We start from the raw sequence: 22,066 nt of genomic DNA on the forward strand, positions 1-22,066 counted from the left end.
TGCGACCTAACGCCGCAAGGCCTTCAGGGGCCTCGCAATTGTTTCGACCCGGTAATTTTTGTCGTTATACTGGCCGCCGCCCGCGCGACCTAGACTACGATGAAAACCGTGCCCGGGCGTGATAAGCCACGATGAGGGTGAAAGGGTGAACCTGATTAAAAAAATGCTGGTGGCTCAAGCTGCCGTGCTGGCCCTGTTGGCCGCAAGCGCTCAGGCCACGACCAACGATGACGCGATCGCCAAGCGTCTCGAGCCGGTGGGTAAGGTCTGCGTCCAGGGCAAGGAATGCGAGGGCGTTGGCGCCGTGGCTTCCGCGGGTGCCGGTGGCGGTGCGCCGCGTTCTGGCGAAGAGATCGTCGGCAAGGTCTGCACCAACTGCCATGGCACCGGCCTGCTGGGTTCGCCGAAGATCGGCGACAAGGCCGACTGGGGCAAGCGCGCGAAGGACCAGGGTGGTCTCGACGCTCTGCTGGCCAAAGCCATTTCCGGCTTCAACGCCATGCCGCCGAAAGGCACCTGTGCCGACTGCTCGGACGACGAGCTGAAAGCCGCGATCAAGCACATGTCCGGCCTGTAATTCGCCGGCATGTTGTGAAAAAGCCGCCTACGGGCGGCTTTTTCGTGTCTGCGCGATGCGCATCGGTCAGTCGAGGAACTCGACCTGCCCGCCTTGCAGCGATTTCACCCGAGCCAGGGATTCCACCCGGTAGCCTTCGCTTTCCAGCAGCGCGCGGCCGTCCTGGAACGATTTCTCGATGACGATGCCCAGGCCGGCGATGCTTGCCCCGGCCTGGCTGATCAGGTCGATCAGCGCCTTGGCGGCGTGGCCGTTGGCGAGGAAGTCGTCGATCACCAGCACGTGGTCGGCGCGGCTCAGGTGCTTGGCGGAGATGGCGATGGTGCTTTCGGTCTGCTTGGTGAAGGAGAACACCTTGGAAATCAGCAGGTCGTTCTTCAACGTCAGCGACTGGAACTTGCGCGCGAAGATCACCGGAATGCCCAGCTCCAGGCCGGCCATGACCGCCGGAGCGATGCCGGAAGCCTCAATGGTGACGATCTTGGTGATGCCCTGGCCGCGGAAGCGCTCGGCGAACTCGTGACCGATCTGCTTCATCAGCAGCGGGTCGATCTGGTGGTTGAGGAAGGCGTCTACCTTGAGAACCTGGTCGGAAAGAACGATGCCTTCGCTACGGATTTTGTCTTTGAGAATGTCCAATTGGGGGCTTCCTGGCGGGGTCACTGCCGCTGATGAAGCGCGTAATTCTACCTTGGAAGCGGCGCCTTGCGCGACGTTCCGACAGAAGTAAAGCTGATCGAATGGACAGGTTGTCGTTGTAGCCGTGGACAACCCCGTTTTCGCGCGGCTACCGCATGCACCCGCGCTCCCCGGTGCCTGCGCCCCGGCGAACGCGCGGGGCGGGTGAGCGATCCGTCAGCGCTTGAGCAGCGCGCGAATATCCGCCAGCGCCGCATTGCCCTTGGCTGCCTTGACCTCCTGCGGCGCGTCTTCCTGCCCTTCCCAGATCAGGTCTTCCGGCGGCAGCTCGTCGAGGAAGCGGCTCGGCGAGCAGTCGATGATCTCGCCGTACTGCTTGCGCTTGGCGGCGAAGGTCATGGCCAGGTTCTTCTTCGCCCGGGTGATGCCGACATAGGCCAGGCGCCGCTCTTCCTCGATGGTGTCGGCCTCGATGCTGGAGCGGTGCGGGAGGATTTCCTCCTCCACGCCGAGGATGAAGACGTAGGGGAACTCCAGCCCCTTGGAGGCATGCAGGGTCATCATCTGCACGCCCTCGGCGCCGTCTTCCTCTTCCTGCTGGCGTTCCAGCATGTCGCGCAGGACCAGCTTGGCGATGGCCTGCTCGATGGTCATGTCGCCTTCTTCGTCGCGCTCCAGGGTGTTCTTCAGCGCATCGATGAGGAACCAGACGTTGCCCATGCGGAAGTCGGCGACCTTGTCGCTGGAGGCGTTCTGCCGTAGCCAGTTCTCGTAGTCGATGTCCATCACCATGCTGCGCAGGGCGCCGATCGGGTCATTGCCGGCGCACTGCTCGCGGACCTTTTCGATAAAGCGCTTGAAGCGTTGCAGTCGTTCGACATAGCGGCTGTCGAGGTGCTCGCCGAGGCCGATTTCGTCGCAGGCATTGAACATCGAGGTGCCGCGCTCGGTGGCGTAATTGCCGAGCTTCTCCAGGGTCGCCGAGCCGATTTCGCGGCGTGGCACGTTGATCACGCGGAGGAAGGCGTTGTCGTCGTCCGGGTTCACCAGCAGGCGGAAATAGGACATCAGGTCCTTCACTTCCTGGCGCCCGAAGAAGCTGGTGCCGCCGGACAGTCGGTAGGGGATCTGGTGGTGCTGCAACTTCAGCTCGATCAATTTGGCCTGGTAGTTGCCGCGGTAGAGGATGGCGAATTCGCTGTATGGCCGCTGGGTCTTCAGGTGGATGGTGAGGATTTCCATGGCCACCCGCTCGGCCTCGGCTTCCTCGTTGCGGCAGCGGATCACCCGGATCGGGTCGCCTTCGCCCATCTCGCTCCACAACTGCTTTTCGAACACGTGCGGGTTGTTGGCGATGAGCACGTTGGCGCATTTGAGGATGCGGCTGGTGGAGCGGTAGTTCTGCTCCAGCATCACCACCTTCAGCGAGGGGAAGTCATCCTTCAGTTGCATCAGGTTTTCCGGGCGCGCGCCGCGCCAGGCGTAGATCGACTGGTCGTCGTCGCCGACCACGGTGAAATGCGCGCGCTGCTGCACCAGCAGCTTCACCAGCAGGTACTGGCTGGCGTTGGTGTCCTGGTATTCGTCGACCAGCATGTAGCGCACGCGGTTGCGCCACTTGTCGAGGATCTCCGGGTTGTCCTGGAACAGTTTCACCGGTTGCAGGATGAGGTCGTCGAAATCCACGGCGTTGTATGCGCGCAAGGTGCGCTGGTAGTGCAGGTAGACCATCGCCGCGGTCTGTTCCTTGGGATTGCGCGCTTTCTCCAGCGCCTCTTCGGGCAGGATCAGGTCGTTCTTCCAGGCGCCGATGAGGTTCTTGATCTCGTCGATGCCATCGTCCCCGGAATACTCCTTCTGCATGATGTCGGTCATCAGCGCCTTCACGTCGCTCTCGTCGAAGATCGAGAAGCCCGGCTTGTAGCCGAGCGCGGCGTATTCCTTGCGGATGATGTTCAGGCCCAGGTTGTGGAAGGTCGAGACCGTCAGGCCCTTGCCCTCGCCGGGACGCAGCAGGGTGCCGACGCGCTCCTTCATCTCGCGCGCGGCCTTGTTGGTGAAGGTCACCGCAACGATGTACTGGGCGCGGATGCCGCACTGCTGGACGAGGTAGGCGATCTTGCGGGTGATCACGCTGGTCTTGCCGGAACCGGCGCCGGCCAGCACCAGCAGGGGGCCGCCGACGTAATTCACGGCTTCCTGTTGCCGAGGGTTGAGTCGGGACATGGGGGGAGAAGGGTCTGTAGCGAAGCGGGCGGCTATTCTATCAGGCTGCCTCCGGGCTGTGGCGGCGGGCGGAAAAGCGGCGATCTGTGACGGGGTCGAGCTTCGCGGTTTTGGATAAATACATCTTTGTATTAGGCTTGTGTCGGTAATACTTGAAGAAAACTCTGAAGAGTTTCTCGGAATTCCCCGTGGCTTCTCTCTTTTTGCCCGAGGCGCGAGGGGTTCGAACCGGGATGACCGGCGCAAGGGAAGGCGCTCCTGGATCGTCTCATCTCAATGAATGGGGGTCGCTTGGCAGCGTCGTTGGAACCAACGCGCCTGCTCCTGCTGGCGGAAACGCCACAGTGGGCCCAACTGCTGCGTGAGCATCTCGCCGCGCTGGGGTCGGCTTACTCGCTGATTACTGCGCCTTCCTGGGAAGCGGCCAGCAGCCTCTTCGAGGAAGACCAGATCGGCCTGCTGCTGGCTACCCCGCGCAAGCTGCCTTCCGCACGCAACTGCCATCTGCCGATGATCCTGCTGCTGGAGCAGGAGCCCGCCGAGCCGCCGGCGGGGGTCGTCGATTGGCTGGTTCCCGCCCACCTCAACAGCGAAGTGCTGCGCCGTGCCCTGCGCTACGCCCGCGAGCGCTCCGGCCTGCAGACCACCCTGCAGCGCCTGGCCGAGCAGGACCCGCTGACCGGCATCGCCAACCGCCAAGGTTTCCAGACACTGCTTGCCGCGCGCCTTAGCGAGTTCGACGGGCGCGGGCTGGTCCTCGGCCATCTCGATCTGGATAACTTCCGCCACGTCAACGACGCCCTTGGCCACCAGGCCGGCGACCGGCTGATCCTGCAAGTGGTGGCACGCCTGAGGGCCGAGTTGGACAACGGCGACCACCTGGCCCGCCTGGGCAGCGACGAATTCGCCCTGTTGCTGGATACCCGGCGTGACGGTCAGCGTGCCGCGCGCTTGGCCGAGCGGATCACCGAGGTGCTCGGCGAACCCTACTGGGTCGAGGGTGAAAGCCTGCTGCTGGGGTGCAGCCTGGGTGTCGCCCACGCCCGTGCCGGCGACAGCGCCGACCCGCTGATGTGGCACGCGCATATCGCCATGCAGCACGCGAAGATCCGCCAGGGCTGCACCTTCCACATCTTCGACGAGCGCGTTAACCGCGGCGCGCGCAGCCTGGCCGACCTGGAGAGCGAGTTGCGCCGCGCGCTGCGCCGCGATGAGCTGGAGCTGCACTATCAGCCGCGCATGGACCTGGAGAGCGGGCGCATCGTCGGCCTGGAGGCGCTGGTGCGCTGGCGGCATCCGGCGCGCGGTCTGCTCACCCCGGGCGATTTCGTTCCGCTGGCCGAGGAGAGCGGGCTGATCATCCCGCTCGGCTACTGGGTGATTTCCCGGGCCCTGCGCGATATGCAATGGCTGCTCGGACGCGGGTTGCCGCCGTTGCACATGGCGATCAACCTGTCGTTCCGCCAGTTCCAGGACAGCCAACTGCTGCCGACCCTGCAACGGCTGATCGCCGAGCGCGGCGTGGACGCCCGCTGGCTGGAGTTCGAACTCACCGAAACCGCGGTGATGCGCCGCAGCGACCAGGTGCTGCAGACCATGCAGGCCCTCGGTCAACTTGGCGTGCGTTTCTCCCTGGACGATTTCGGCACCGGCTTCTCCTCCTTCGTGCACCTCAATAGCCTGCCGATCACCTTGCTGAAGATCGACAAGAGCTTCGTCGGCGGCATGCACGAACGCCCCGAGAATCGCCAGTTGGTGCGGGCGATGATCAACCTGGCGCACAACCTCAACCTGGAGGTGGTCGCCGAGGGGGTGGAAACCGTCGAGCAGCAGATGCAATTGCGCCAGTTCGGCAGCGACCAGGTCCAGGGCTACTGGATCAGCCGGCCCCTGCCGCTGGCCGAACTGGCGCGCTTCCTGGTGTTCGGCGCCAATCGCGCGCTCAAGCAGCAGGATTCAGTGGGCAACTGAGCGTGGCCGGCGCGCGCGGCTGCAACAGCCGTGCGCTGCGCGTCTCGAAGGCCAGGCACAGGCCCAGCGCTGTGCAGGCCAGCCCCGCCGCCAGCCCCGCCGCCAGCCCCCACCAGACGCCTGGCGCGCCCCAGCCGAGCGGGAAGGCCAGCAGCCAGGCCAGCGGCACCCCGGCCAGCCAATAGCCGACCAGGCCCACGAGGAAGGTGGTGCGGGCATCTTTCAGGCCGCGCAGGGCGCCCATGGCGATGCTTTGGGTGCCGTCGAACAGCTCGAACCAGGCGGCGATCGCCAACAGGCTCACGGCCAGTTGCACCACGGCCTGGTTGTCCGGCGTGTCGAGGTCGAGGAACAGGCCGACGACTGGCCTGGGCGCCAACCAGAACAACAGCGCGAAAGCGAACATGCACAGGGCGCCGAAGCCGATGCCCACGCGCCCGCTGCGCCGTGCTTCGAGCAGGCGTCCGGCGCCGTAGTGCTGGCCGATGCGGAAGGTCACCGCGTAGGAAATGCCCACCGGCAGCATGAAGGCGACGTACACCGACTGGATGGCGATCTGGTGCGCGGCCAGGGCGCCGGCACCGATGGCGCCCATGCACAGGGTGGCGACGCTGAACATCCCCGACTCCACCGCGTAGGTGCCGCCGATCGGCAGGCCCAGGCGCAGGGTTTCACCGATGCCGCGCCAGTCCGGCCGGAGCAGGCCGCGCAGCAGCGGATAGTGGGCATAGCCGGGGTGCCAGCGCAGGTAGAGGGCGAGGATCAGCGGTAGCAGGTTCATGACCACAGCGCTGACCAGGCCTATCCCGGCCAGGCCGAGGCGGGGCAGGCCGAACCAGCCTTCGAGGAAGGCGTAGTTCAGTCCCAGGTTGGCCAGGGCGCCGATCGCGCTGATGGCCATCACCGGACCGCTGCGCTCGATGGCGCTGGTGAAGCCGCGCAAGACCATGAAGGCCAGGAAGCCGGGCAGGGCGAAGAGGATGCTGTGCAGAAAACTCATGGTGCCCTGCACGGTCTCGGCGGCCTGACCGAAGGCCAGCAGCGCCGGCCGCAGGTGCCACAGCAGCAGCCCGGCGAGCAGGGTCAGGCCGAGGGCGACCCAGAGTCCGGCCTGGGTCGCCCGTACCACGCCAGCGCTGTCGCGCGCGCCGTGGCGGATGGCGACCAGGTTGCCGCTGGCGGCCACCACGCCGCTGCACAGGGTCGACACGAAGGCGTAGGCGGAGGCGCCCAGCCCGCCGGATGCCAGGGCCTGCGGGCCGAGCTTGCCCATCATCAGGGTGTCGGTGAAGACCATGGCGACATAGGCCAGTTGGGCGGCGATCAGCGGCCCGGCCAGGCGCAGGATGGCCCGCAGTTCGGTGCGGTAGGGTGAAGTCATGGAATGCGTCTGGCTCAGTGAAGGCGGCGGCACGCGGCCTCGGCGGTTCGTGGTTGGAGCCATTCTGCTGGGCGCCGTGGACTTCCCACAAAAGGAAAAAAGCGATGCAATGCATGAGTCTGACTCATGTCTGAAAGGTTGCCATGACCCGTCGCCTGCCTCCGCTGTATGCCTTGCGCGCCTTCGAGGCCGCCGCTCGCCATGCCTCTTTCACCCGTGCCGCCGAGGAGCTGGCGATCACCCAGAGTGCGGTGAGTCGGCACGTTCGCACCCTCGAAGAGCACTTCGACTGCCAGTTGTTCCAGCGCCAGGGCCGCCAATTGCGCCTGACCGAACCGGCGCGTCTGCTGCTGCCTGGCTTGCGCGATGGCTTCGATGCCCTGGAGCGCGCCTGCGCCAGTTTGCGCAGTGAAGAGGGCGTCCTCCGCCTGAAAGCGCCCTCGACCCTGACCATGCGTTGGCTGCTGGCGCGACTGAGCGCCTTCCGCATGAACAACAGCGATATCGAAGTGCAACTGACCAGCGCCTGGATGGACGTGGACCGGGTCAATTTTGCCCAGGAGCCCTTCGACTGCGCGGTGCTGCTCAGCAATGGACGCTTCCCGGAAGAATGGGAAAGCACCCTGTTGTTCCATGAGTGGCTGATTCCGGTGGGCGCTCCCGAGCTGCTGCGCGAGGGCTCCTGGACTGTCGAGCGCCTGGCTGGCGCCGAGCTGCTGCATCCGACGCCCGACCGCCGCGACTGGCGGCGCTGGCTGCAGCGCATGGGGCTGGCCGAGCAGGTATCGCTGAAGGGTGGGCAGGTCTTCGACACCCTGGAGCTGGGCATAGTGGCGGCGGCGCGTGGTTACGGGGTGTCCATCGGTGACCTGGTGATGGTCGCCGAAGACGCCAACCAGGGCCGCCTGGCCTTGCCCTGGCCGAGCGCGGTGGCCAGCGGCGAAAGCTATTACCTGGTCTGGCCCAAGGCGCGTCGCCAGCAGGAGCGCCTGCGTCGCCTGCGCGATTTCCTCCTCGCCGAATTGCAGGCGATGCGCCTGCCGGAGGTCGAGCTGCTGGAGTAACGGCGGCGCTTCCAGGCATGGCCTGTCGCTCCCGGCCAATTCCTGGCGCGCAGGCAACGCCCGAGGTCGCGTTCATCGTCGGACTGCAATGTGGCTTTGCTAGGGTCGGCACTGGACTAGTCCAGGGAATGGCTCGCATCGGGTCCTTCCCACCCACACGACCACCTCGGGGGAACCAGATGAAACCCATGCGCACTCTGCTCGCCGCTCTGCTGCTCGGCGGCCTCGCCAGCACCGCCTTCGCCGCCACCGAACTCAAGCACTGGCCGGAGCCGGCCGCCAAGCAGCTCGACGCGCTGATCGCGGCCAATGCCAACAAGGGGGCCTATGCGGTCTTCGACATGGACAACACCAGCTACCGCTACGACCTGGAAGAGTCGCTGCTGCCTTTCCTGGAAATGAAAGGCGTGCTGACCCGCGAGAAGCTCGACCCGTCGCTGAAACTGATCCCCTTCAAGGACGTGGCCGGGCACAAGGAAAGCCTCAACAGCTATTACTACCGCCTCTGCGAAGTCGACGACCTGGTCTGCTACCCCTGGGTCGCCCAGGTGTTCTCCGGCTTTACCCTCAAGGAGCTGAAGGGCTACGTCGACGAGTTGATGGCCTACGGCAAGCCGATCCCCAGCGACTACTACGAGGGCGACGTGGTCAAGCCGATCGAGATCCAGCCGCCGAAGGTCTTCAGCGGCCAGCGCGAGCTGTACAACAAGCTGATGGAGAACGGCATCGAGGTCTATGTGATCACCGCCGCGCATGAGGAACTGGTGCGCATGGTCGCCGCCGATCCGAAGTACGGCTACAACGTCAAGCCAGAGAACGTCATCGGCGTCAGCACCCTGCTGAAGAACCGCCAGACCGGCGAGCTGACCACCGCGCGCAAGCAGATCGCCGCCGGCAAGTACGACGAGAAGGCCAACCTCGACCTGGAAATCACCCCCTACCTGTGGACCCCGGCGACCTGGATGGCTGGCAAGCAGGCGGCCATCCTCACCTATATCGACCAGTGGAAGCGGCCGATTCTGGTGGGTGGCGACACCCCCAGCAGCGATGGCTACATGCTGTTCAACGGCACCGCGGCGGATGGCGTGCACCTGTGGGTGAACCGCAAGGCCAAGTACATGGACCAGCTCAACGGCATGATCAAGCGCAACGCCCAGGCCCAGGCCGAGCTGAAACAGCCGGTCAGCGCGGACAAGAACTGGGTGATCGTCACCCCGGAGCAGATCCAGTGATGCCCGCCGCGCGTTGCCAATAATGCGCCAGCGGCCCGCCGAGCGCCTGCCCGCGATGCTGCTGGCGCAGGCGCTGCGGGCAGCGGGTTACGCCGGCTCCGGGCTGGACTCCAGCGCCTGGGTTTCTTCGAGCAGGCGGGTGGCGGCCGCGCCGACCCGGCGCACCGCCTCCTCGATGCGAGGCAGCTCGGGGCTGGAGTAATTCATGCGCAGGCAATTGCGGTACTTGCCGGAGGCGGAAAAGATGCTGCCGGCGGCCACTTGCACGCACTCCGGGCGCAAGGCCTGGTTCAGGCGCACGCTGTCGAAGCGTGGGTCCAGCTCGACCCACAGCATGAAGCCGCCTTGCGGGCGGCTGGCGCGGGTGCCATCGGGGAAGTAACGGCTGACCCAGTCGCTCATCAGGTCGCGATGGCGTTGGTATTGCGCGCGCATGCGGCGGATATGCGGCTCGTAGTGGCCGCCGCCGACGAACTCGGCCAGGGCCATCTGCGGCTGCGGCGCGCAGGTGCCGCTGGCGATGTATTTCAGGTGCAGGATGCGCTCCAGGTAGCGCCCCGGCACCACCCAGCCAGTGCGCAGGCCGGGCGCCACCGTCTTGGAAAAGGAACTGGCCAGCAGCACCCGGTCATCGCTGTCGAACGACTTGATGCTGCGGGGACGTGGGTAGGCATACGCCAACTCGCCGTAGACGTCGTCTTCAAGGATCGGCACGTCATAGCGTTGCGCCAGGCTGAGCAGGGCGCGCTTGCGTGTGTCCGGCATGATGTAGCCCAGCGGGTTGTTGCAGTTGGGGGTGAGCATGATCAGCTTCACCGGCCACTGTTCCATGGCCAGCTCCAGCGCTTCCAGGCTGACGCCGTTGACCGGGTCGGTGGGGATTTCCAGCGCCTTGAGCCCATGCGCCTTGAGCGCCTGCATGGCGCCGTGGAAGCTCGGCGAATCGATCGCGACTATGTCGCCCGGCTGGCAGATGGCGCGCAGGGTGATGGCCAGGGCCTCCTGGCAGCCGGTGGTGACGATGATCTCGCTGGGCGGCACCCGGCAGCCGGAGTCCAGCATCAGCCGGGCGATCTGCTCGCGCAGCGGAAGCGAGCCCTGGATGCCTTCGTAACCCAGCGCGCGCAGGTCGGAACGCCGCGCCGCATTGGCCATGGCGCGCAGCAACGGTTTGAGCGACGGACTGCTGATGTCCGGGGTGCCGCGGCCAAGCTGGATCAGGTTGTCGCCGGGGGAGGTGCGCACCTGTTCCAGCACCTGGTCCCACTGCGAGATATCCACCGGCCGCTGTGCCGGTCGGGTCATGGCTGGCAGCGCGGGTACGCGGCGCTGCTCGGGCACGAAGAAGCCGGACTTGGGCCGTGGCTCGACCAGGCCGGCGTCCTCCAGCACGCGATAGGCCTGCTGCACCGTGCTGATGCTGACGCCGTGCTCCTCGCTCAAGGCGCGTACCGAGGGTAGGCGGTCGCCGGGGCGGTAGAGCCCCTGCTCGATGCGTTGGCCGAGGGTGGCGGCCAGCCTGGCATAGCGTTTCATTACAGTTTCCCCTGCGTGCTGGGCCGTAGCGCGAAAAATCAGTACAGATTGCCCGCTGGCCGGCCATTCAGATGCCGTTTCCGGTTTTCTGTATGGAAAATATAGCGACGCTCTGAATCTGTAACGATTTTTCGTATTTCGCCAGGCTATCTCCAGGTTGTGAGGAGGACTGGCGCAATGAACGGCATGGGTGATGTACGTCTGACGCTCTACCAGCAGGAACTGCTCGGCTTGGCGGATGGCTCCGTGGTTTCCCGCGGCGCGCAGGAAAGCCGTTGGCAGCAATTCTGGCGGCGGGTGCGCACGCGCAAGCAACTGCTGGAACTGAGCGACGAACAGTTGCGCGACATCGGCATCAGCCGCGAGCAGGCGCGGATCGAGGCCATGCGACCGTTCTGGCGTTGCTGAAGGACTCAGTGCCCGGCGCGATACTGCAGGGCTTCGGCCAGGTGGCCGCGGGCAATCGCCTCGGCACCCTCCAGGTCGGCCAGGGTGCGCGCCACCTTGAGGATGCGATGCAGCGCGCGGAGGGACAGGTTGAGGCGTTCGCCGGCGGTTTCCAGCCAGGCCTGGTCCTTGTCCTGCAGTGCACAGTTTTGGTGCATTGATTTGAGGTCAAGGAAGGCGTTCGCGCAGCCTTGGCGCGCCTGTTGGATTTCACGGGCGCGGGCGACCTGCGTGGCGAGTTCGGCGCTGCGCTGGGCGCTCGTTTCGGGAAGCAGGCGAGTGCTTTCGCGGCTTACCGTCAGGTGCAGGTCGATACGGTCCAGCAGCGGGCCGGAGAGCTTGGCGCGGTAGCGCTGGATCTGCTCCGGCGTACAGCGGCAGCGCCCGCTGGGGTCGCCGAGAAAGCCGCACGGACAGGGGTTCATCGCCGCCACCAGTTGGAAGCGTGCCGGGAAACGCACCCGGCCGTTGGCCCGGGCGATGACGATCTCACCGTTCTCCAGGGGTTCGCGCAGGACCTCCAGGACTTTTCTGTCGAACTCCGGCAACTCGTCGAGAAACAGCACCCCCTCATGGGCCAGGGTGATTTCGCCGGGTTGTGGCCGGCTGCCGCCACCGACCAGCGCGGCGGCGGAGGCGGTGTGGTGCGGCTGGCGGAACGGGCGCTGCGGCCAGTGGGTCAGCGGACCGCTGCCGGCCACCGAGTGGATGGCCGCGACGTGCAGGGCTTCATCCTCGTTCAGCGGCGGCAGGAGACCGGGCAAACGGCTGGCCAGCAAGGTCTTGCCGGTGCCCGGCGGGCCGCTGAACAGCAGGTTGTGGGAACCGGCCGCGGCCACCAGCAGGGCACGCTTGGCCGCCGCCTGGCCCTGGACCTCGGCCAGGTCCGGATAGGGTGGGACTTCCCGCAGCAGGCCGCGCGCCTGATAGGGCGCCAGTGGCGTCTGGCCGCTCAGGTGCGCGGCGAGTTCGAGCAGATGGCCGACCGCGAACACCTCCAGGCCGCTGGCCAGGCTGGCTTCCTCGGCATTCTCCCGCGGCACCACCAGGGCACGGCCGGCCGCGCGGGCGGCCAGGGCGGCGGGCAACACGCCCTGGACCGGACGCAGCGCGCCCGAGAGCGCCAGTTCGCCCAGGCATTCCAGCCCCTGCAACGCCTGGACGGGCAACTGTCCGCTGGCGGCGAGGATGCCGAGGGCGATGGCCAGGTCGAAGCGGCCGCCGTCCTTAGGCAGATCGGCCGGGGCCAGGTTGAGCGTGATGCGTCGGTTGGGAAAGTCGAAGCCGGCGTTGAGGATGGCGCTGCGCACGCGGTCCTTGCTTTCCTTCACCGCGGTTTCCGGCAGGCCGACCAGGGTCAGCGACGGCAGACCGTTGGCCAGGTGCGCTTCAACGGTGACGCCGGGAGCCTCGACGCCGATCTGGGCGCGGCTGTGGACGATGGCCAGGGACATGGATCACTCCTTGATCGCATGCCGCGCGCGGCGGGTTTATTCGGCGGCGGGCGGCGAGAGTTTGGCTTCCAGTTCTGCGACCTTGGCTTCCAGGGCTTCGAGGCGGGCGCGGGTGCGGGCGAGCACGACCATCTGGCTGTCGAACTCGTCGCGACTGACCAGATCGAGCTTGCCGAAGGCGCTCTGCATCAGCACCTTGAACTGCGCTTCCAGTTCGGCGCGCGGCAATGGCGGCTCGCCACCGAAGAGGCGGCTGGCCTGGTGACTGAGGGCGTCGAGGAAGGCTTTGGGCGGCAGCATGGCGGTTTTTCCGGGTGGACTCGGGTGGCAGTCTAACATGGCCTCCCCGGAGTCTGGGGTGGAGGGCGGCGGCGGGGCGCTGCACGGTTTTTGCGCAGCTGCACCAGCGACTCTGCGCGCTTGTGGTGCGCCGTACCCGGCCTGGCACGCCTCCCGTACCTGGCGACTTTCACTAAACGGCTGAATACAGACGCTTTTCGGTGAACTGGCAAGGTTCATGCTTTGCGGCATACAGAGCGTGCACCGAAGCAGGTCCGGTGCAGCTGAAGAAGCTGAATTCGCTTCGTGGGGAGCGGCTGGATCATGTCGGAATGCCGAGGCAAGGCGGCCGGCGCGTTACAAAGCCAGACACTGCGCTTAGACTTGTCCCGGGTTCGTTTTCCTGGGGCGAGTCCACCAAAACACGGGAGAGAGTTTCATGAAGCTAGTCACAGCCATCATCAAGCCGTTCAAGCTGGACGACGTGCGCGAGTCGCTGTCCGAGATCGGCGTGCAGGGCATTACTGTGACCGAAGTCAAGGGCTTCGGCCGGCAGAAAGGTCACACCGAGCTGTACCGTGGTGCGGAGTATGTCGTCGACTTCCTGCCCAAGGTGAAGATCGATGTGGCGATTGCCGATGACCAGTTGGACCGCGTTATCGAGGCCATCACCAAGGCGGCCAACACCGGCAAGATCGGTGACGGCAAGATTTTCGTCGTAAATCTGGAACAGGCGATCCGCATCCGTACCGGCGAAACCGGCACCGACGCGATCTAAGCCAAGCCAACCGAACCCCCCGCCCCAGGAGAAACAAAAATGACTCTGCGGAAGTACGCAGGGCTAGGTGCCCTATTGCCCCTCGCAATGCCCGGCTTGGCCATGGCGGCCGATGCTCCGGCCCCTGTTCTGAACAGCGGTGACACCGCCTGGATGATGATTTCCAGTGCCCTGGTGTTGATGATGACCATCCCCGGCCTGGCGCTCTTCTACGGCGGCATGGTTCGCGCCAAGAACGTCCTGTCGATCATGATGCAGTGCTTCGCCATCACCGCGGTGGTGAGCATTCTCTGGACGCTCTACGGCTACAGCATGGCCTTCGACACCACCGGCATGGAGAAGGGCGTCGTCAACCTCAACTCCTTTGTCGGCTCGCTGCACAAGGCCTTCCTCAGCGGCGTGACTGCCAACGGTCTGACCTCGGCCGCCGCGCTGTTCCCGGAAAGCGTCTTCGTGATGTTCCAGATGACCTTCGCGATCATCACCCCGGCGCTGATCGTCGGTGCCTTCGCCGAGCGCATGAAGTTCTCCGTGCTGCTGATCTTCACCACCCTGTGGTTCACCCTGGTCTACGCGCCGATCGCGCACATGGTCTGGAGCGGTGACGGCGGCCTGCTGTGGGACTGGGGTGTGCTGGACTTCGCCGGTGGCACCGTGGTGCACATCAACGCGGGTGTCGCCGGTCTGGTGGCCTGCCTGGTAATGGGCAAGCGCAAGGGCTATCCGACCGCCGCCATGGCGCCGCACAACCTGGGCTATACCCTGATTGGCGCGGCCCTGCTGTGGGTGGGCTGGTTCGGCTTCAACGCCGGTTCCGCGGCTGCCGCCAACGGCACCGCCGGCATGGCCATGCTGGTGACCCAGATCGCCACCGCCGCCGCCGCCCTGGGCTGGATGTTCGCCGAGTGGATCACGCACGGTAAGCCGAGCGCCCTGGGCATCGCTTCCGGCGTGGTCGCTGGCCTGGTCGCCGTCACTCCGGCCGCCGGTACCTGTGGCCCGATGGGCGCGATCATCCTCGGCCTGGCCGCTGGCGTGATCTGCTTCTTCGCCGCCACCAGCCTCAAGCGTGCGGTCGGCTACGACGACTCCCTCGACGCCTTCGGCGTGCATGCCATCGGCGGTATCGTCGGCGCCCTGCTCACCGGCGTGTTCGCGGCGCCGGCCCTGGGTGGCTTCGGCACCGTGACCGACATCGGCGCGCAACTGTTCATCCAGTTCAAGGGTGTCGCCTTCACCATCGTCTACACCGCGATCGTCAGCTTCGTGATCCTCAAGGTGCTGGACCTGGTGATCGGCCTGCGCGTGACCGAGGAAGAAGAGACCGTGGGTCTCGACCTCTCCCTGCACAATGAGCGTGGCTACAACCTGTAAGACTTCCGCGAAGTAAGACGAAGGGCGCCTACGGGCGCCCTTTGTTTTTTCCTACGTCACGCTAGAATGCGCGCGCATCGGTAGCCAATCCGGAGGCCACGCCATGTGGCGGCAGACCCTGATCACCCTGCGTCCCCGGCCACGTGGATTCCATCTGGTCAGCGAGGAACTTCTGGCGGCGCTGCCGGCGCTGGCGGAGTGCCGCATCGGTTTGCTACACCTGCTGTTGCAGCACACGTCGGCATCGTTGACGTTGAATGAAAATGCCGACCCCTCTGTGCGGCGGGATTTCGAGCGGTTTTTCAATCGTCTGGCGCCCCAGGGCGCCGACGGTTACGAGCACGATTACGAAGGGCCGGACGATCTACCCGCGCACTTCAAGGCCAGTCTGCTGGGCTGCCAACTGACCCTGCCGGTGCGCGATGGGTGTTTGGCGCTGGGCACCTGGCAAGGCATCTATCTGGGCGAGCACCGTGACCACGGTGGGCCGCGCAGGGTGCTGGCGACGCTGCTGGGCGAGCCGGCATGAATTTTTTCCGGCGGCGTTCGTCAAAACGCGCGGCTGGGCTATAACTAACCTGCTTTTGCAGCACCACGAGGTTGAACATGAGCGACGAAGAACTGGAACAAGACGAGCTGGAAGGCGCCGATGAGGACGAGGGCGAGGAGCTTGCCGCGGCCGACGATGGCGACTCGGACAGCAACGACGCGGATGAAGCCCCTTCCTCTGGCGGCAAGAAAGCCAAAGCCGCAGTAGTTGAAGAGGAACTGCCCTCGATCGAGGCGAAGCAGAAGGAACGCGATGCCATCGCCAGAGCGATGGAAGAGTTCCTCTCCCGCGGTGGCAAGGTGCAAGAGATCGAGCCCAATGTGGTCGCCGATCCGCCGAAAAAACCGGATAGCAAATACGGCAGCCGCCCTATCTGATCCGCCGTTATCGAATGGAAGAGCCCGCCCTCCCCAGCAGGGGAGTGGCGGGCTTTTTCATGCGCTCGGCTTTTGCCTGAGCGCTAGCCGCTGCGGCGGCTAGAGTGTCGCCAGCACGCCGGGCAGCTCCGCCAGGCTGTGAATCACCGCGCTGGGGGCTTCCTCGCCTTCCCACAGCTTGCGCGCCGGATTGAACCAGATGGCGTGCATCCCGGCCCGGCGGGCGCCGGCGATGTCGTCGCTGGGATGGTCGCCGATGTGTACGGCCTGAGCGGCATCCACTCTGGCGCGTTTCAGCGCTTCGCGGAAGGGTCTCGGGTCGGGTTTGCCGATGCCCAGCTCCTCGGCGCACAGGGCGAACTGGAAGTAGTCCGCCAGGCCCAGGCGGCTCACGTCGGCGTTACCGTTGGTGAGCACGCCGAGGATGAAGCGGTTGGCCAGGGCTTCCAGGGTCGGGTGCACCTCCGGGAACAGGTCGACCTGATGCCGCGCATGCAGGAAGGCCTGGAAGCCGGCTTCGGCCAGCTCCGCCGCTTCCGCTGGTGGGTAGCCGGCGTCGAGCAGGGCGTGCAGGAGGATGCGCCGGCGCAGTTCGCTGAGGCGATGCTTGAGCATCGGATCCTGCTCCATCAGCCGGGCGCGGATCGCCCACAGGTGTTCGATGGGGACCGGCCCGAGTCTGGCGGCGTTGATCGCCAGCCATTCGCGCAGTGTGGCCTCGGCGCTGTTCATCACCGGGGCGACGTCCCAGAGGGTGTCGTCGAGGTCGAAGGTGACCAGGCGAATGCTCATTCCTCTGCTCCTGTATCGCTGTTCTGCTTGGCGCGCCGGGCGCGCGGGTGGGCCTGGTCGTAGACCTTGGCCAGGTGCTGGAAGTCCAGGTGCGTATAGATCTGCGTGGTGGCGATGTCGGCGTGACCGAGCAACTCCTGTACCGCACGCAGGTCCTGGGAGGATTCCAGGATATGGCTGGCGAAGGAATGCCGCAGCATGTGCGGGTGCAGGTGTTGGCCCAGCTCGCGGATGCCGGCCTGGCGCACGCGCAATTGCACCGCGCGCGGGGTCAGGCGTTTGCCGCTCTGGCCGATGAACAGCGCGCCGTCCGCCGGTCTGGCCTGGGCGCGCAACGGCAGCCAATGCTCGATCGCCTGGCGCGCGGCGCGGCCGACCGGCAGCTCGCGTACCTTGTTGCCCTTGCCGTGTACGCGCACTAGGCCCGCGCCGAGGTCGAGCCCCTCCAGGTCGAGGCCGACCAGCTCGGACAGGCGCAGCCCGGAGGAATAGAACAGCTCCAGCAGGGCCTGGTCGCGGCGAGCGATGAAATCGTCCTCCAAGGCGCCATCGAGCAATTGCGAGGCGCGGTCGGCGTCCAGGGTCCTCGGCAGCTTGCGCGCGGCCTTGGGCGCGGCCAGGCCGTCGGCCGGATCGTGCCGGCAGCGTCCTTCGCGGATCAAGTACTGGTAAAGCCCACGGGTGGCCGAGAGCAGCCGCGCGAGGCTACGGCTGGAGAGACCCTGCTGGTGCAAACGGGCGACGAACACGCGCAGCTCGCGGACTTGCAGGTCGCTCCAGGCGGCGATGCCAGCCTTGTCGCAGAGCGCGACCAGCTTGAGCAGGTCGCGCCGGTAGCCGTCGAGGGTATGGGCGGACACCTGGCGCTCGCTGCGCAGGTGTTCGAGGTAGCTGTCCAGATCGGCGCTGAGGGTCAAGCTGCAGGCTCCAGGTAAAACCGTTTGCGCCCGGCGTCCTGCCCGTCGCTGCCCTCAGCGCACCGAACGCAGCGGCGTGGAGAAGCGTGGCAGCACGCGGGCCAGGACTTCGGCGATGTAGCCGAGGAACAGGGTGCCGAGGGAACTCTTGTAGTGCTGGGGATCGGGGCTGCCGATCGCCAGGACGCCATGCAGGCCCTGGAAGTTCAGGGACACCACGGCGGCGGAGCCGACTTCCACGCCTTCGCGTTCGCCGAAGAGGAAGGCCAGTTCGTGGGGACGCAGCACGCCGCAGACCGTCTTGCCGCCGGAAAGCAGGCCGCCGATGGCTTGGTGCGCTTCGCTGCTGCTGACCGAGCGACCCACCGGCAGGTTGCTGTCGCTGAACAGGATGAGGCTGACGTAGGGCACCTGGAATTCGTGGCGCAGGCTGTCTTCGACGGTGCTGACCACATCTTCCAGGGTGCCGGCGTCGAGCAGGTCGAGCACCAGGCGACGGGTCTTGTCGAACAGCCGGTCGTTGTCGCGGGCCACGTCCATCAGCTGCGACAGGCGATGGCGCATCTCGATGTTGCGCTCGCGCAGCAGGCGCACCTGGCGCTCCACCAGGGACACGGCGTCGCCGCTGTCGTGGGGGATGCGCATCTCCGGGATCAGCTCGTCGTGATCGACGAAGAATTCCGGATGCTGGCGCAGGTAGGCGGCGACCTGTTCGGCATCCAGCGGTGCGTTGCTTTCCGGGCTGTTCTCGGTCATAGGCGTCTCGGTTATAGGCGGACCTGGCCTTCGTACACGCGCACGGCGGGCCCGGTCATCATAACCGGCTGACCCGGCCCTGCCCACTCGATGCTCAGGCGTCCGCCCGGCAGGTCGATCTGTACCGGCGAGCGCAGCCAGCCCTGGCGAATGCCGGCCACCGCCGCCGCACAGGCGCCCGTGCCGCAGGCCTGGGTTTCACCGACGCCGCGCTCCCAGACGCGCAGGCGCGCATGGTGCGGGTCGAGCACCTGGAGGAAACCGATGTTGGCTTTCTGCGGGAAGCGCGGGTGCACTTCCAGCAACGGGCCCAGGGTGCGTACCGGGGCGTCGTCGACGTTGTCCACGCGCAGCACGCCGTGTGGGTTACCCATGGAGATGGCGGCCAGCTCGACGCTTTGCCCGTCCACCTCGACGCGGTAGCTCAGCGCTTCGGCGTCGGCCTGGAACGGCACCTGCTCCGGGCTCAGGCGCGGGGCGCCCATGTCCACGCTGATCTGTCCGTCGTTGGCGACGTTCAGCTCGATGATGCCGCCCTTGGTCTCCACGCGGATGGATTTCTTCACGGTGAGCCGCTTGTCCAGCACGAAGCGGGCGAAGCAGCGCGCGCCGTTGCCGCACTGCTCCACTTCGCTGCCGTCGGCATTGAAGATGCGGTAGCGGAAATCGACGTCGGGGCTGCCCGGCGGCTCGACGATCAACAGTTGGTCGAAGCCGACGCCGGTGTGGCGGTCGCCCCAGTTCTTGACGTGGCGCGGCAGCACATGGGCGTGCTGGCTGACCAGGTCGAGGACCATGAAGTCATTGCCCAGTCCGTGCATCTTGGTGAAACGCAGCAGCATGGTCTCGGCCTCACTCCGGCAACAGGCTTTCGCCGGCGTAAAGCTCCTGGACGGTTTCGCGGCGCCGTACTTCGTGGGCCTTGTCGCCGTCCACCAGCACTTCGGCGGCGCGGCCGCGGGTGTTGTAGTTGGAACTCATGACGAAACCATAGGCGCCGGCCGAGCGGATGGCGAGCAGGTCGCCTTCCTCCAGGGCCAGCTCGCGGCTCTTGGCGAGGAAGTCGCCGGTTTCGCAGATCGGTCCCACCAGGTCGTAATGGCGTGTCTGGCCCTGGCGCTGGCGCACCGGGGTGACGTCCATCCAGGCCTGGTACAGCGCCGGGCGGATCAGGTCGTTCATCGCCGCATCGATGATGGCGAAGTCCTTGTGCTCGGTGTGCTTGAGGTACTCGACGCGAGTCAGCAGCAGGCCGGCGTTGGCGACGATGTAGCGACCCGGCTCGAAGACCAGGGTCAGCGCGCGCGCGCCCAGGCGTTCACGGATGGCATGGATGTAGTCGCTGGCCGGCGGCGGGGTTTCGTCGCGATAGCGCACGCCGAGGCCGCCGCCCAGGTCCAGGTGGCGGATGTGGATGTCGCGGGCGGCGAGGCGGTCGATCAGCACCAGCAGGCGATCGAGGGCGTCGAGGAAGGGCTCCAGCTGGGTCAGCTGCGAACCGATGTGGCAATCCACGCCTTTGACTTCCAGGTTCGGCAGCGCGGCGGCGCGGGCATAGATGGCCTCGGCCTGGTCGATGTCGATGCCGAACTTGTTTTCCTTCAGTCCGGTGGAAATGTACGGGTGGGTCTGGGCGTCGACGTCAGGGTTGACCCGCAGCGAGACCGGCGCCTTGAGGCCAAGCTCGGCGGCGACTTCCTGCAGGCGTTCCAGCTCGACCGCGGATTCGACGTTGAAGCAATGCACGCCGACTTCCAGGGCGCGGCGCATGTCGTCACGGCTCTTGCCGACGCCGGAGAACACCACCTTGGCCGGGTCGCCACCGGCGGCCAGCACGCGCTCCAGCTCGCCGCGCGAGACGATGTCGAAGCCGGAGCCCAGGCGCGCCAGGACGTTCAGCACCGCCAGGTTGGAGTTGGCCTTGACCGCGAAGCAGACCAGATGCGGCATGCCCTTCAGCGCGTCGGTGTACGAGCGGTACTGCTGCTCGATGTGCGCCCGCGAGTAGACGTAGGTGGGGGTGCCGAAGCGTTCGGCGATCGCCGACAACGCCACGTCTTCCGCGAACAGTTGCCCGTCACGGACGTTGAATGCCTCCATGTGCCGCTCCCTTACAGACCGTAGCGGTCCTTGCTGTGCTTGCTTTGGGCTTGCTGGTCATCCGGCAGGTACAGCGGGCCTTTCTGGCCGCAACCGGCGAGCGCGGCGCTGAGCACGGCGAGCGCGACGAAGGGAAGAAGCAGTCGCTTCATGGTGGAATCCTTGTAATAAAGCGTCGATTGCACCGGAGTATACCGGCCCCCTGGCGCCTTGCCTATGCGAGCGGGCTCCCGCCTGGCGGGGCTTGCGGGGAGGGTGCGAGGAAAAAACGGAGCGCCGCTGGATGGCCGTGGCATCCTCGCCGGGTCGATCTCGATCGCCTGCCTGCCGGGCCTGCGGGGCTCCCTCGAACGCCGCGGCTGGGCGCTGCATCGCCAGGCAGGTTACGCCGTGCTGGCGAGGCGTCTGGGCCAGGTGGAACCGGCCGAGACCGCCGCGTGGGTCGGTTTCAGCGAGCGCGGCTCGCTGGCCCGCGCCTTTCGACGCTGGACGGGGCAGAGTCTCGGCGAATACCGGCGTACACTTCAGCCTTTGTCAGATGCTTGAGGACGATGCATGAGCACTATGAGCGAAGCCCGCTTCCACGACCTGGTCGATGACTTGCAGCGGACGGTGGAAGACACCTTCGACGACAGCGACCTGGACCTCGACCTGGAGAACTCGGGCGGCGTGCTGACCGTGCGCTTCGCCAACGGCAGCCAACTGATCCTCAGCCGCCAGCCGGCCTTGCGTCAGCTCTGGGTGGCAGCGCGTTCCGGTGGTTTCCATTTCGACTACGACGAGTCCGGCAGCCTCTGGGTCAACGACACCACGGGCGAGCCGCTGGGGGCGTTGCTCAGCCGCGCGACCCTCGAACAGGCGGGCGAGGATGTCGAGTTCGCAGGCCTCTGAGGTGCCGATTCCTTCGCCCTGCTGCCGGCGCTGCTGCCTCGACGATGGCGACATTTGCCTGGGCTGTGGCCGCAGCCTGGCGGAAATTCTCGAGTGGAGCGCGGCCGATGGCGCGCGTCGGCGAGCGATCGTCGAGACCGCCCAGGAGCGCCGAAATCTGCGCTTACCAAGGGGCTGAGCCGCGGTATTGCTTATTCGACGCACTGTGCTAGTGTCCGCTGAAAACCCCGCCTTGGGCGGGGTTTTTCTTTTTTCGAGCCACTGCCAAGGAGTCTGCCGGCCATCATGACCACTTCACCGCCCATCACCGTTACCCGTCTCGACCTGCAACGTCTGGAGCGCATGCTCGACAGCCTGGATGAGTACGGGCCCGCCGCCGAAGCGCTGGAAGCCGAGCTTTCGCGTGCCCAGGTGGTCGGCCACGACGAGGTGCCGCCGGGCGTGGTGACCATGAACTCCACCGTGCGCTGCCGCGAAGAAGGCAGCGGCAAGGAGTACCAGCTGACCCTGGTCTACCCGGATGCCACGGGCGATGAGGGCAAGGTATCCATCCTCGCCCCGGTCGGTACCGCGCTGCTGGGCCTGTCCATCGGCCAGTCGATCGACTGGGCCGTGCCCGCTGGCAAGACCCTCAAGCTGACCCTGCTGGACGTCACCTACCAGCCCGAGGCGGCCGGCGACTATAACCGCTGAGCCGTTCCCGCCTGCCCGCGCCGCCGATGACG

The 22,066-nt window shown here is 66.1% G+C and carries 24 protein-coding genes and 1 pseudogene; 13 read left to right on the forward strand and 12 right to left on the reverse strand.

Annotated features, from left to right (window positions below; all coding sequences use genetic code 11):
- Positions 1-145 precede the first annotated feature (145 nt).
- A complete protein-coding gene (locus tag BLQ74_RS18660) occupies positions 146-577 on the forward strand; it encodes a c-type cytochrome (RefSeq protein WP_342028958.1) in 432 nt (143 codons plus the stop codon).
- A gap of 66 nt (positions 578-643) precedes the next feature.
- Here the strand turns inward: BLQ74_RS18660 and BLQ74_RS18665 are convergent, their stop codons facing one another.
- Both BLQ74_RS18665 and rep read right to left on the reverse strand, forming a co-directional pair.
- Entirely contained in the window at positions 644-1,216 is a 573-nt protein-coding gene (locus tag BLQ74_RS18665) for a xanthine phosphoribosyltransferase (protein WP_090264937.1), read from the reverse strand.
- 216 nt (positions 1,217-1,432) lie between these two features.
- Positions 1,433-3,442, reverse strand: coding sequence for a DNA helicase Rep (gene rep / locus BLQ74_RS18670; RefSeq protein WP_090264939.1), 2,010 nt, complete (start codon positions 3,440-3,442; stop codon positions 1,433-1,435).
- 291 nt (positions 3,443-3,733) lie between these two features.
- On the opposite strand from rep, the gene BLQ74_RS18675 reads away from it, so the two are divergent.
- Complete coding sequence (locus BLQ74_RS18675) at positions 3,734-5,413, forward strand: putative bifunctional diguanylate cyclase/phosphodiesterase (protein WP_090264941.1); 1,680 nt, start codon at positions 3,734-3,736, stop codon at positions 5,411-5,413.
- Here the strand turns inward: BLQ74_RS18675 and BLQ74_RS18680 are convergent.
- Positions 5,385-6,794 carry a NorM family multidrug efflux MATE transporter gene (locus tag BLQ74_RS18680; protein WP_090264943.1) on the reverse strand — a complete coding sequence of 470 codons (1,410 nt, stop codon included), beginning with the start codon at positions 6,792-6,794 and terminating at the stop codon, positions 5,385-5,387. The two genes, BLQ74_RS18675 and BLQ74_RS18680, sit on opposite strands and share 29 nt — an antisense overlap.
- Positions 6,795-6,937: 143 nt before the next feature.
- Here BLQ74_RS18680 and BLQ74_RS18685 point away from each other — a divergent pair, with 143 nt between their 5' ends.
- Together BLQ74_RS18685 and BLQ74_RS18690 are read left to right on the forward strand one after the other, a co-directional pair.
- On the forward strand, positions 6,938-7,858 hold the full coding sequence (locus BLQ74_RS18685) for a LysR substrate-binding domain-containing protein (protein ID WP_090264945.1): 921 nt from the start codon (positions 6,938-6,940) through the stop codon (positions 7,856-7,858).
- 179 nt (positions 7,859-8,037) lie between these two features.
- Positions 8,038-9,090, forward strand: a complete 1,053-nt coding sequence (locus tag BLQ74_RS18690; protein ID WP_374439465.1) for an HAD family hydrolase — start codon at positions 8,038-8,040, stop codon at positions 9,088-9,090.
- An 87-nt stretch (positions 9,091-9,177) separates the two neighbouring features.
- On the opposite strand, the gene BLQ74_RS18695 is transcribed toward BLQ74_RS18690, so the two are convergent.
- Complete coding sequence (locus tag BLQ74_RS18695; protein ID WP_090264949.1) at positions 9,178-10,626, reverse strand: aminotransferase-like domain-containing protein; 1,449 nt, start codon at positions 10,624-10,626, stop codon at positions 9,178-9,180.
- Between the two features lie 177 nt (positions 10,627-10,803).
- Between BLQ74_RS18695 and BLQ74_RS18700 the strand changes: the two genes are divergently transcribed.
- The gene (locus tag BLQ74_RS18700) at positions 10,804-11,034 is read left to right on the forward strand and encodes a DUF1127 domain-containing protein (protein ID WP_090264951.1); all 231 of its coding nucleotides are present in this window, start codon (positions 10,804-10,806) and stop codon (positions 11,032-11,034) included.
- Positions 11,035-11,039: 5 nt separating this feature from the next.
- Here the strand turns inward: BLQ74_RS18700 and BLQ74_RS18705 are convergent, their stop codons facing one another.
- Complete coding sequence (locus tag BLQ74_RS18705; protein ID WP_090264953.1) at positions 11,040-12,527, reverse strand: YifB family Mg chelatase-like AAA ATPase; 1,488 nt, start codon at positions 12,525-12,527, stop codon at positions 11,040-11,042.
- Positions 12,528-12,563: 36 nt separating this feature from the next.
- Positions 12,564-12,827, reverse strand: a complete 264-nt coding sequence (locus BLQ74_RS18710) for an accessory factor UbiK family protein (protein ID WP_090264955.1) — start codon at positions 12,825-12,827, stop codon at positions 12,564-12,566.
- Between the two features lie 418 nt (positions 12,828-13,245).
- On the opposite strand from BLQ74_RS18710, the gene glnK reads away from it, so the two are divergent.
- The 4 genes from glnK (at position 13,246) to sutA (ending at position 15,885) form a co-directional block, all read left to right on the forward strand.
- Entirely contained in the window at positions 13,246-13,584 is a 339-nt protein-coding gene (gene glnK / locus BLQ74_RS18715; protein ID WP_003457590.1) for a P-II family nitrogen regulator, read from the forward strand.
- Between the two features lie 39 nt (positions 13,585-13,623).
- On the forward strand, positions 13,624-14,958 hold the full coding sequence (locus BLQ74_RS18720) for an ammonium transporter (protein WP_090264957.1): 1,335 nt from the start codon (positions 13,624-13,626) through the stop codon (positions 14,956-14,958).
- A 103-nt stretch (positions 14,959-15,061) separates the two neighbouring features.
- Positions 15,062-15,487, forward strand: coding sequence for a secondary thiamine-phosphate synthase enzyme YjbQ (locus BLQ74_RS18725; protein ID WP_090264959.1), 426 nt, complete (start codon positions 15,062-15,064; stop codon positions 15,485-15,487).
- Between the two features lie 77 nt (positions 15,488-15,564).
- Positions 15,565-15,885 (forward strand): transcriptional regulator SutA, encoded by a 321-nt coding sequence (gene sutA / locus BLQ74_RS18730; RefSeq protein ID WP_090264960.1) that lies wholly within the window; start codon positions 15,565-15,567, stop codon positions 15,883-15,885.
- A 99-nt stretch (positions 15,886-15,984) separates the two neighbouring features.
- On the opposite strand, the gene BLQ74_RS18735 is transcribed toward sutA, so the two are convergent.
- The 6 genes from BLQ74_RS18735 to lptM are packed head-to-tail and all read right to left on the reverse strand — an operon-like array spanning position 15,985 to position 20,602.
- Entirely contained in the window at positions 15,985-16,677 is a 693-nt protein-coding gene (locus tag BLQ74_RS18735) for an HAD family hydrolase (protein WP_090264963.1), read from the reverse strand.
- Positions 16,674-17,594, reverse strand: a complete 921-nt coding sequence (gene xerC / locus BLQ74_RS18740) for a tyrosine recombinase XerC (protein ID WP_090264965.1) — start codon at positions 17,592-17,594, stop codon at positions 16,674-16,676. The genes BLQ74_RS18735 and xerC overlap by 4 nt, the downstream gene beginning before the upstream one ends.
- A 54-nt stretch (positions 17,595-17,648) precedes the next feature.
- Complete coding sequence (locus BLQ74_RS18745; RefSeq protein ID WP_090264967.1) at positions 17,649-18,350, reverse strand: DUF484 family protein; 702 nt, start codon at positions 18,348-18,350, stop codon at positions 17,649-17,651.
- Positions 18,351-18,361: 11 nt separating this feature from the next.
- Positions 18,362-19,192, reverse strand: a complete 831-nt coding sequence (gene dapF, locus BLQ74_RS18750) for a diaminopimelate epimerase (protein ID WP_090264969.1) — start codon at positions 19,190-19,192, stop codon at positions 18,362-18,364.
- A 10-nt stretch (positions 19,193-19,202) separates the two neighbouring features.
- Positions 19,203-20,450 (reverse strand): diaminopimelate decarboxylase, encoded by a 1,248-nt coding sequence (gene lysA, locus BLQ74_RS18755; RefSeq protein WP_090264970.1) that lies wholly within the window; start codon positions 20,448-20,450, stop codon positions 19,203-19,205.
- 11 nt (positions 20,451-20,461) lie between these two features.
- Positions 20,462-20,602, reverse strand: a complete 141-nt coding sequence (lptM, locus tag BLQ74_RS18760) for an LPS translocon maturation chaperone LptM (RefSeq protein ID WP_009614052.1) — start codon at positions 20,600-20,602, stop codon at positions 20,462-20,464.
- Positions 20,603-20,864: 262 nt separating this feature from the next.
- On the opposite strand from lptM, the pseudogene BLQ74_RS27730 reads away from it, so the two are divergent.
- The 4 genes and pseudogenes from BLQ74_RS27730 to rnk form a co-directional block, all read left to right on the forward strand.
- Positions 20,865-20,996 (forward strand): annotated as a pseudogene (locus BLQ74_RS27730) (AraC family transcriptional regulator); the annotation flags it as partial.
- A gap of 9 nt (positions 20,997-21,005) precedes the next feature.
- Complete coding sequence (gene cyaY, locus BLQ74_RS18770) at positions 21,006-21,341, forward strand: iron donor protein CyaY (protein ID WP_090264975.1); 336 nt, start codon at positions 21,006-21,008, stop codon at positions 21,339-21,341.
- Positions 21,319-21,519, forward strand: a complete 201-nt coding sequence (locus tag BLQ74_RS18775) for a DUF1289 domain-containing protein (protein WP_090264977.1) — start codon at positions 21,319-21,321, stop codon at positions 21,517-21,519. Before cyaY ends, BLQ74_RS18775 begins: the two co-directional genes overlap by 23 nt.
- Before the next feature lie 107 nt (positions 21,520-21,626).
- Positions 21,627-22,034 (forward strand): nucleoside diphosphate kinase regulator, encoded by a 408-nt coding sequence (gene rnk / locus BLQ74_RS18780; protein WP_090264983.1) that lies wholly within the window; start codon positions 21,627-21,629, stop codon positions 22,032-22,034.
- Positions 22,035-22,066 lie beyond the last annotated feature (32 nt).

Source organism: Pseudomonas panipatensis (assembly GCF_900099785.1).
GTDB classification, from domain to species: domain Bacteria; phylum Pseudomonadota; class Gammaproteobacteria; order Pseudomonadales; family Pseudomonadaceae; genus Pseudomonas; species Pseudomonas panipatensis.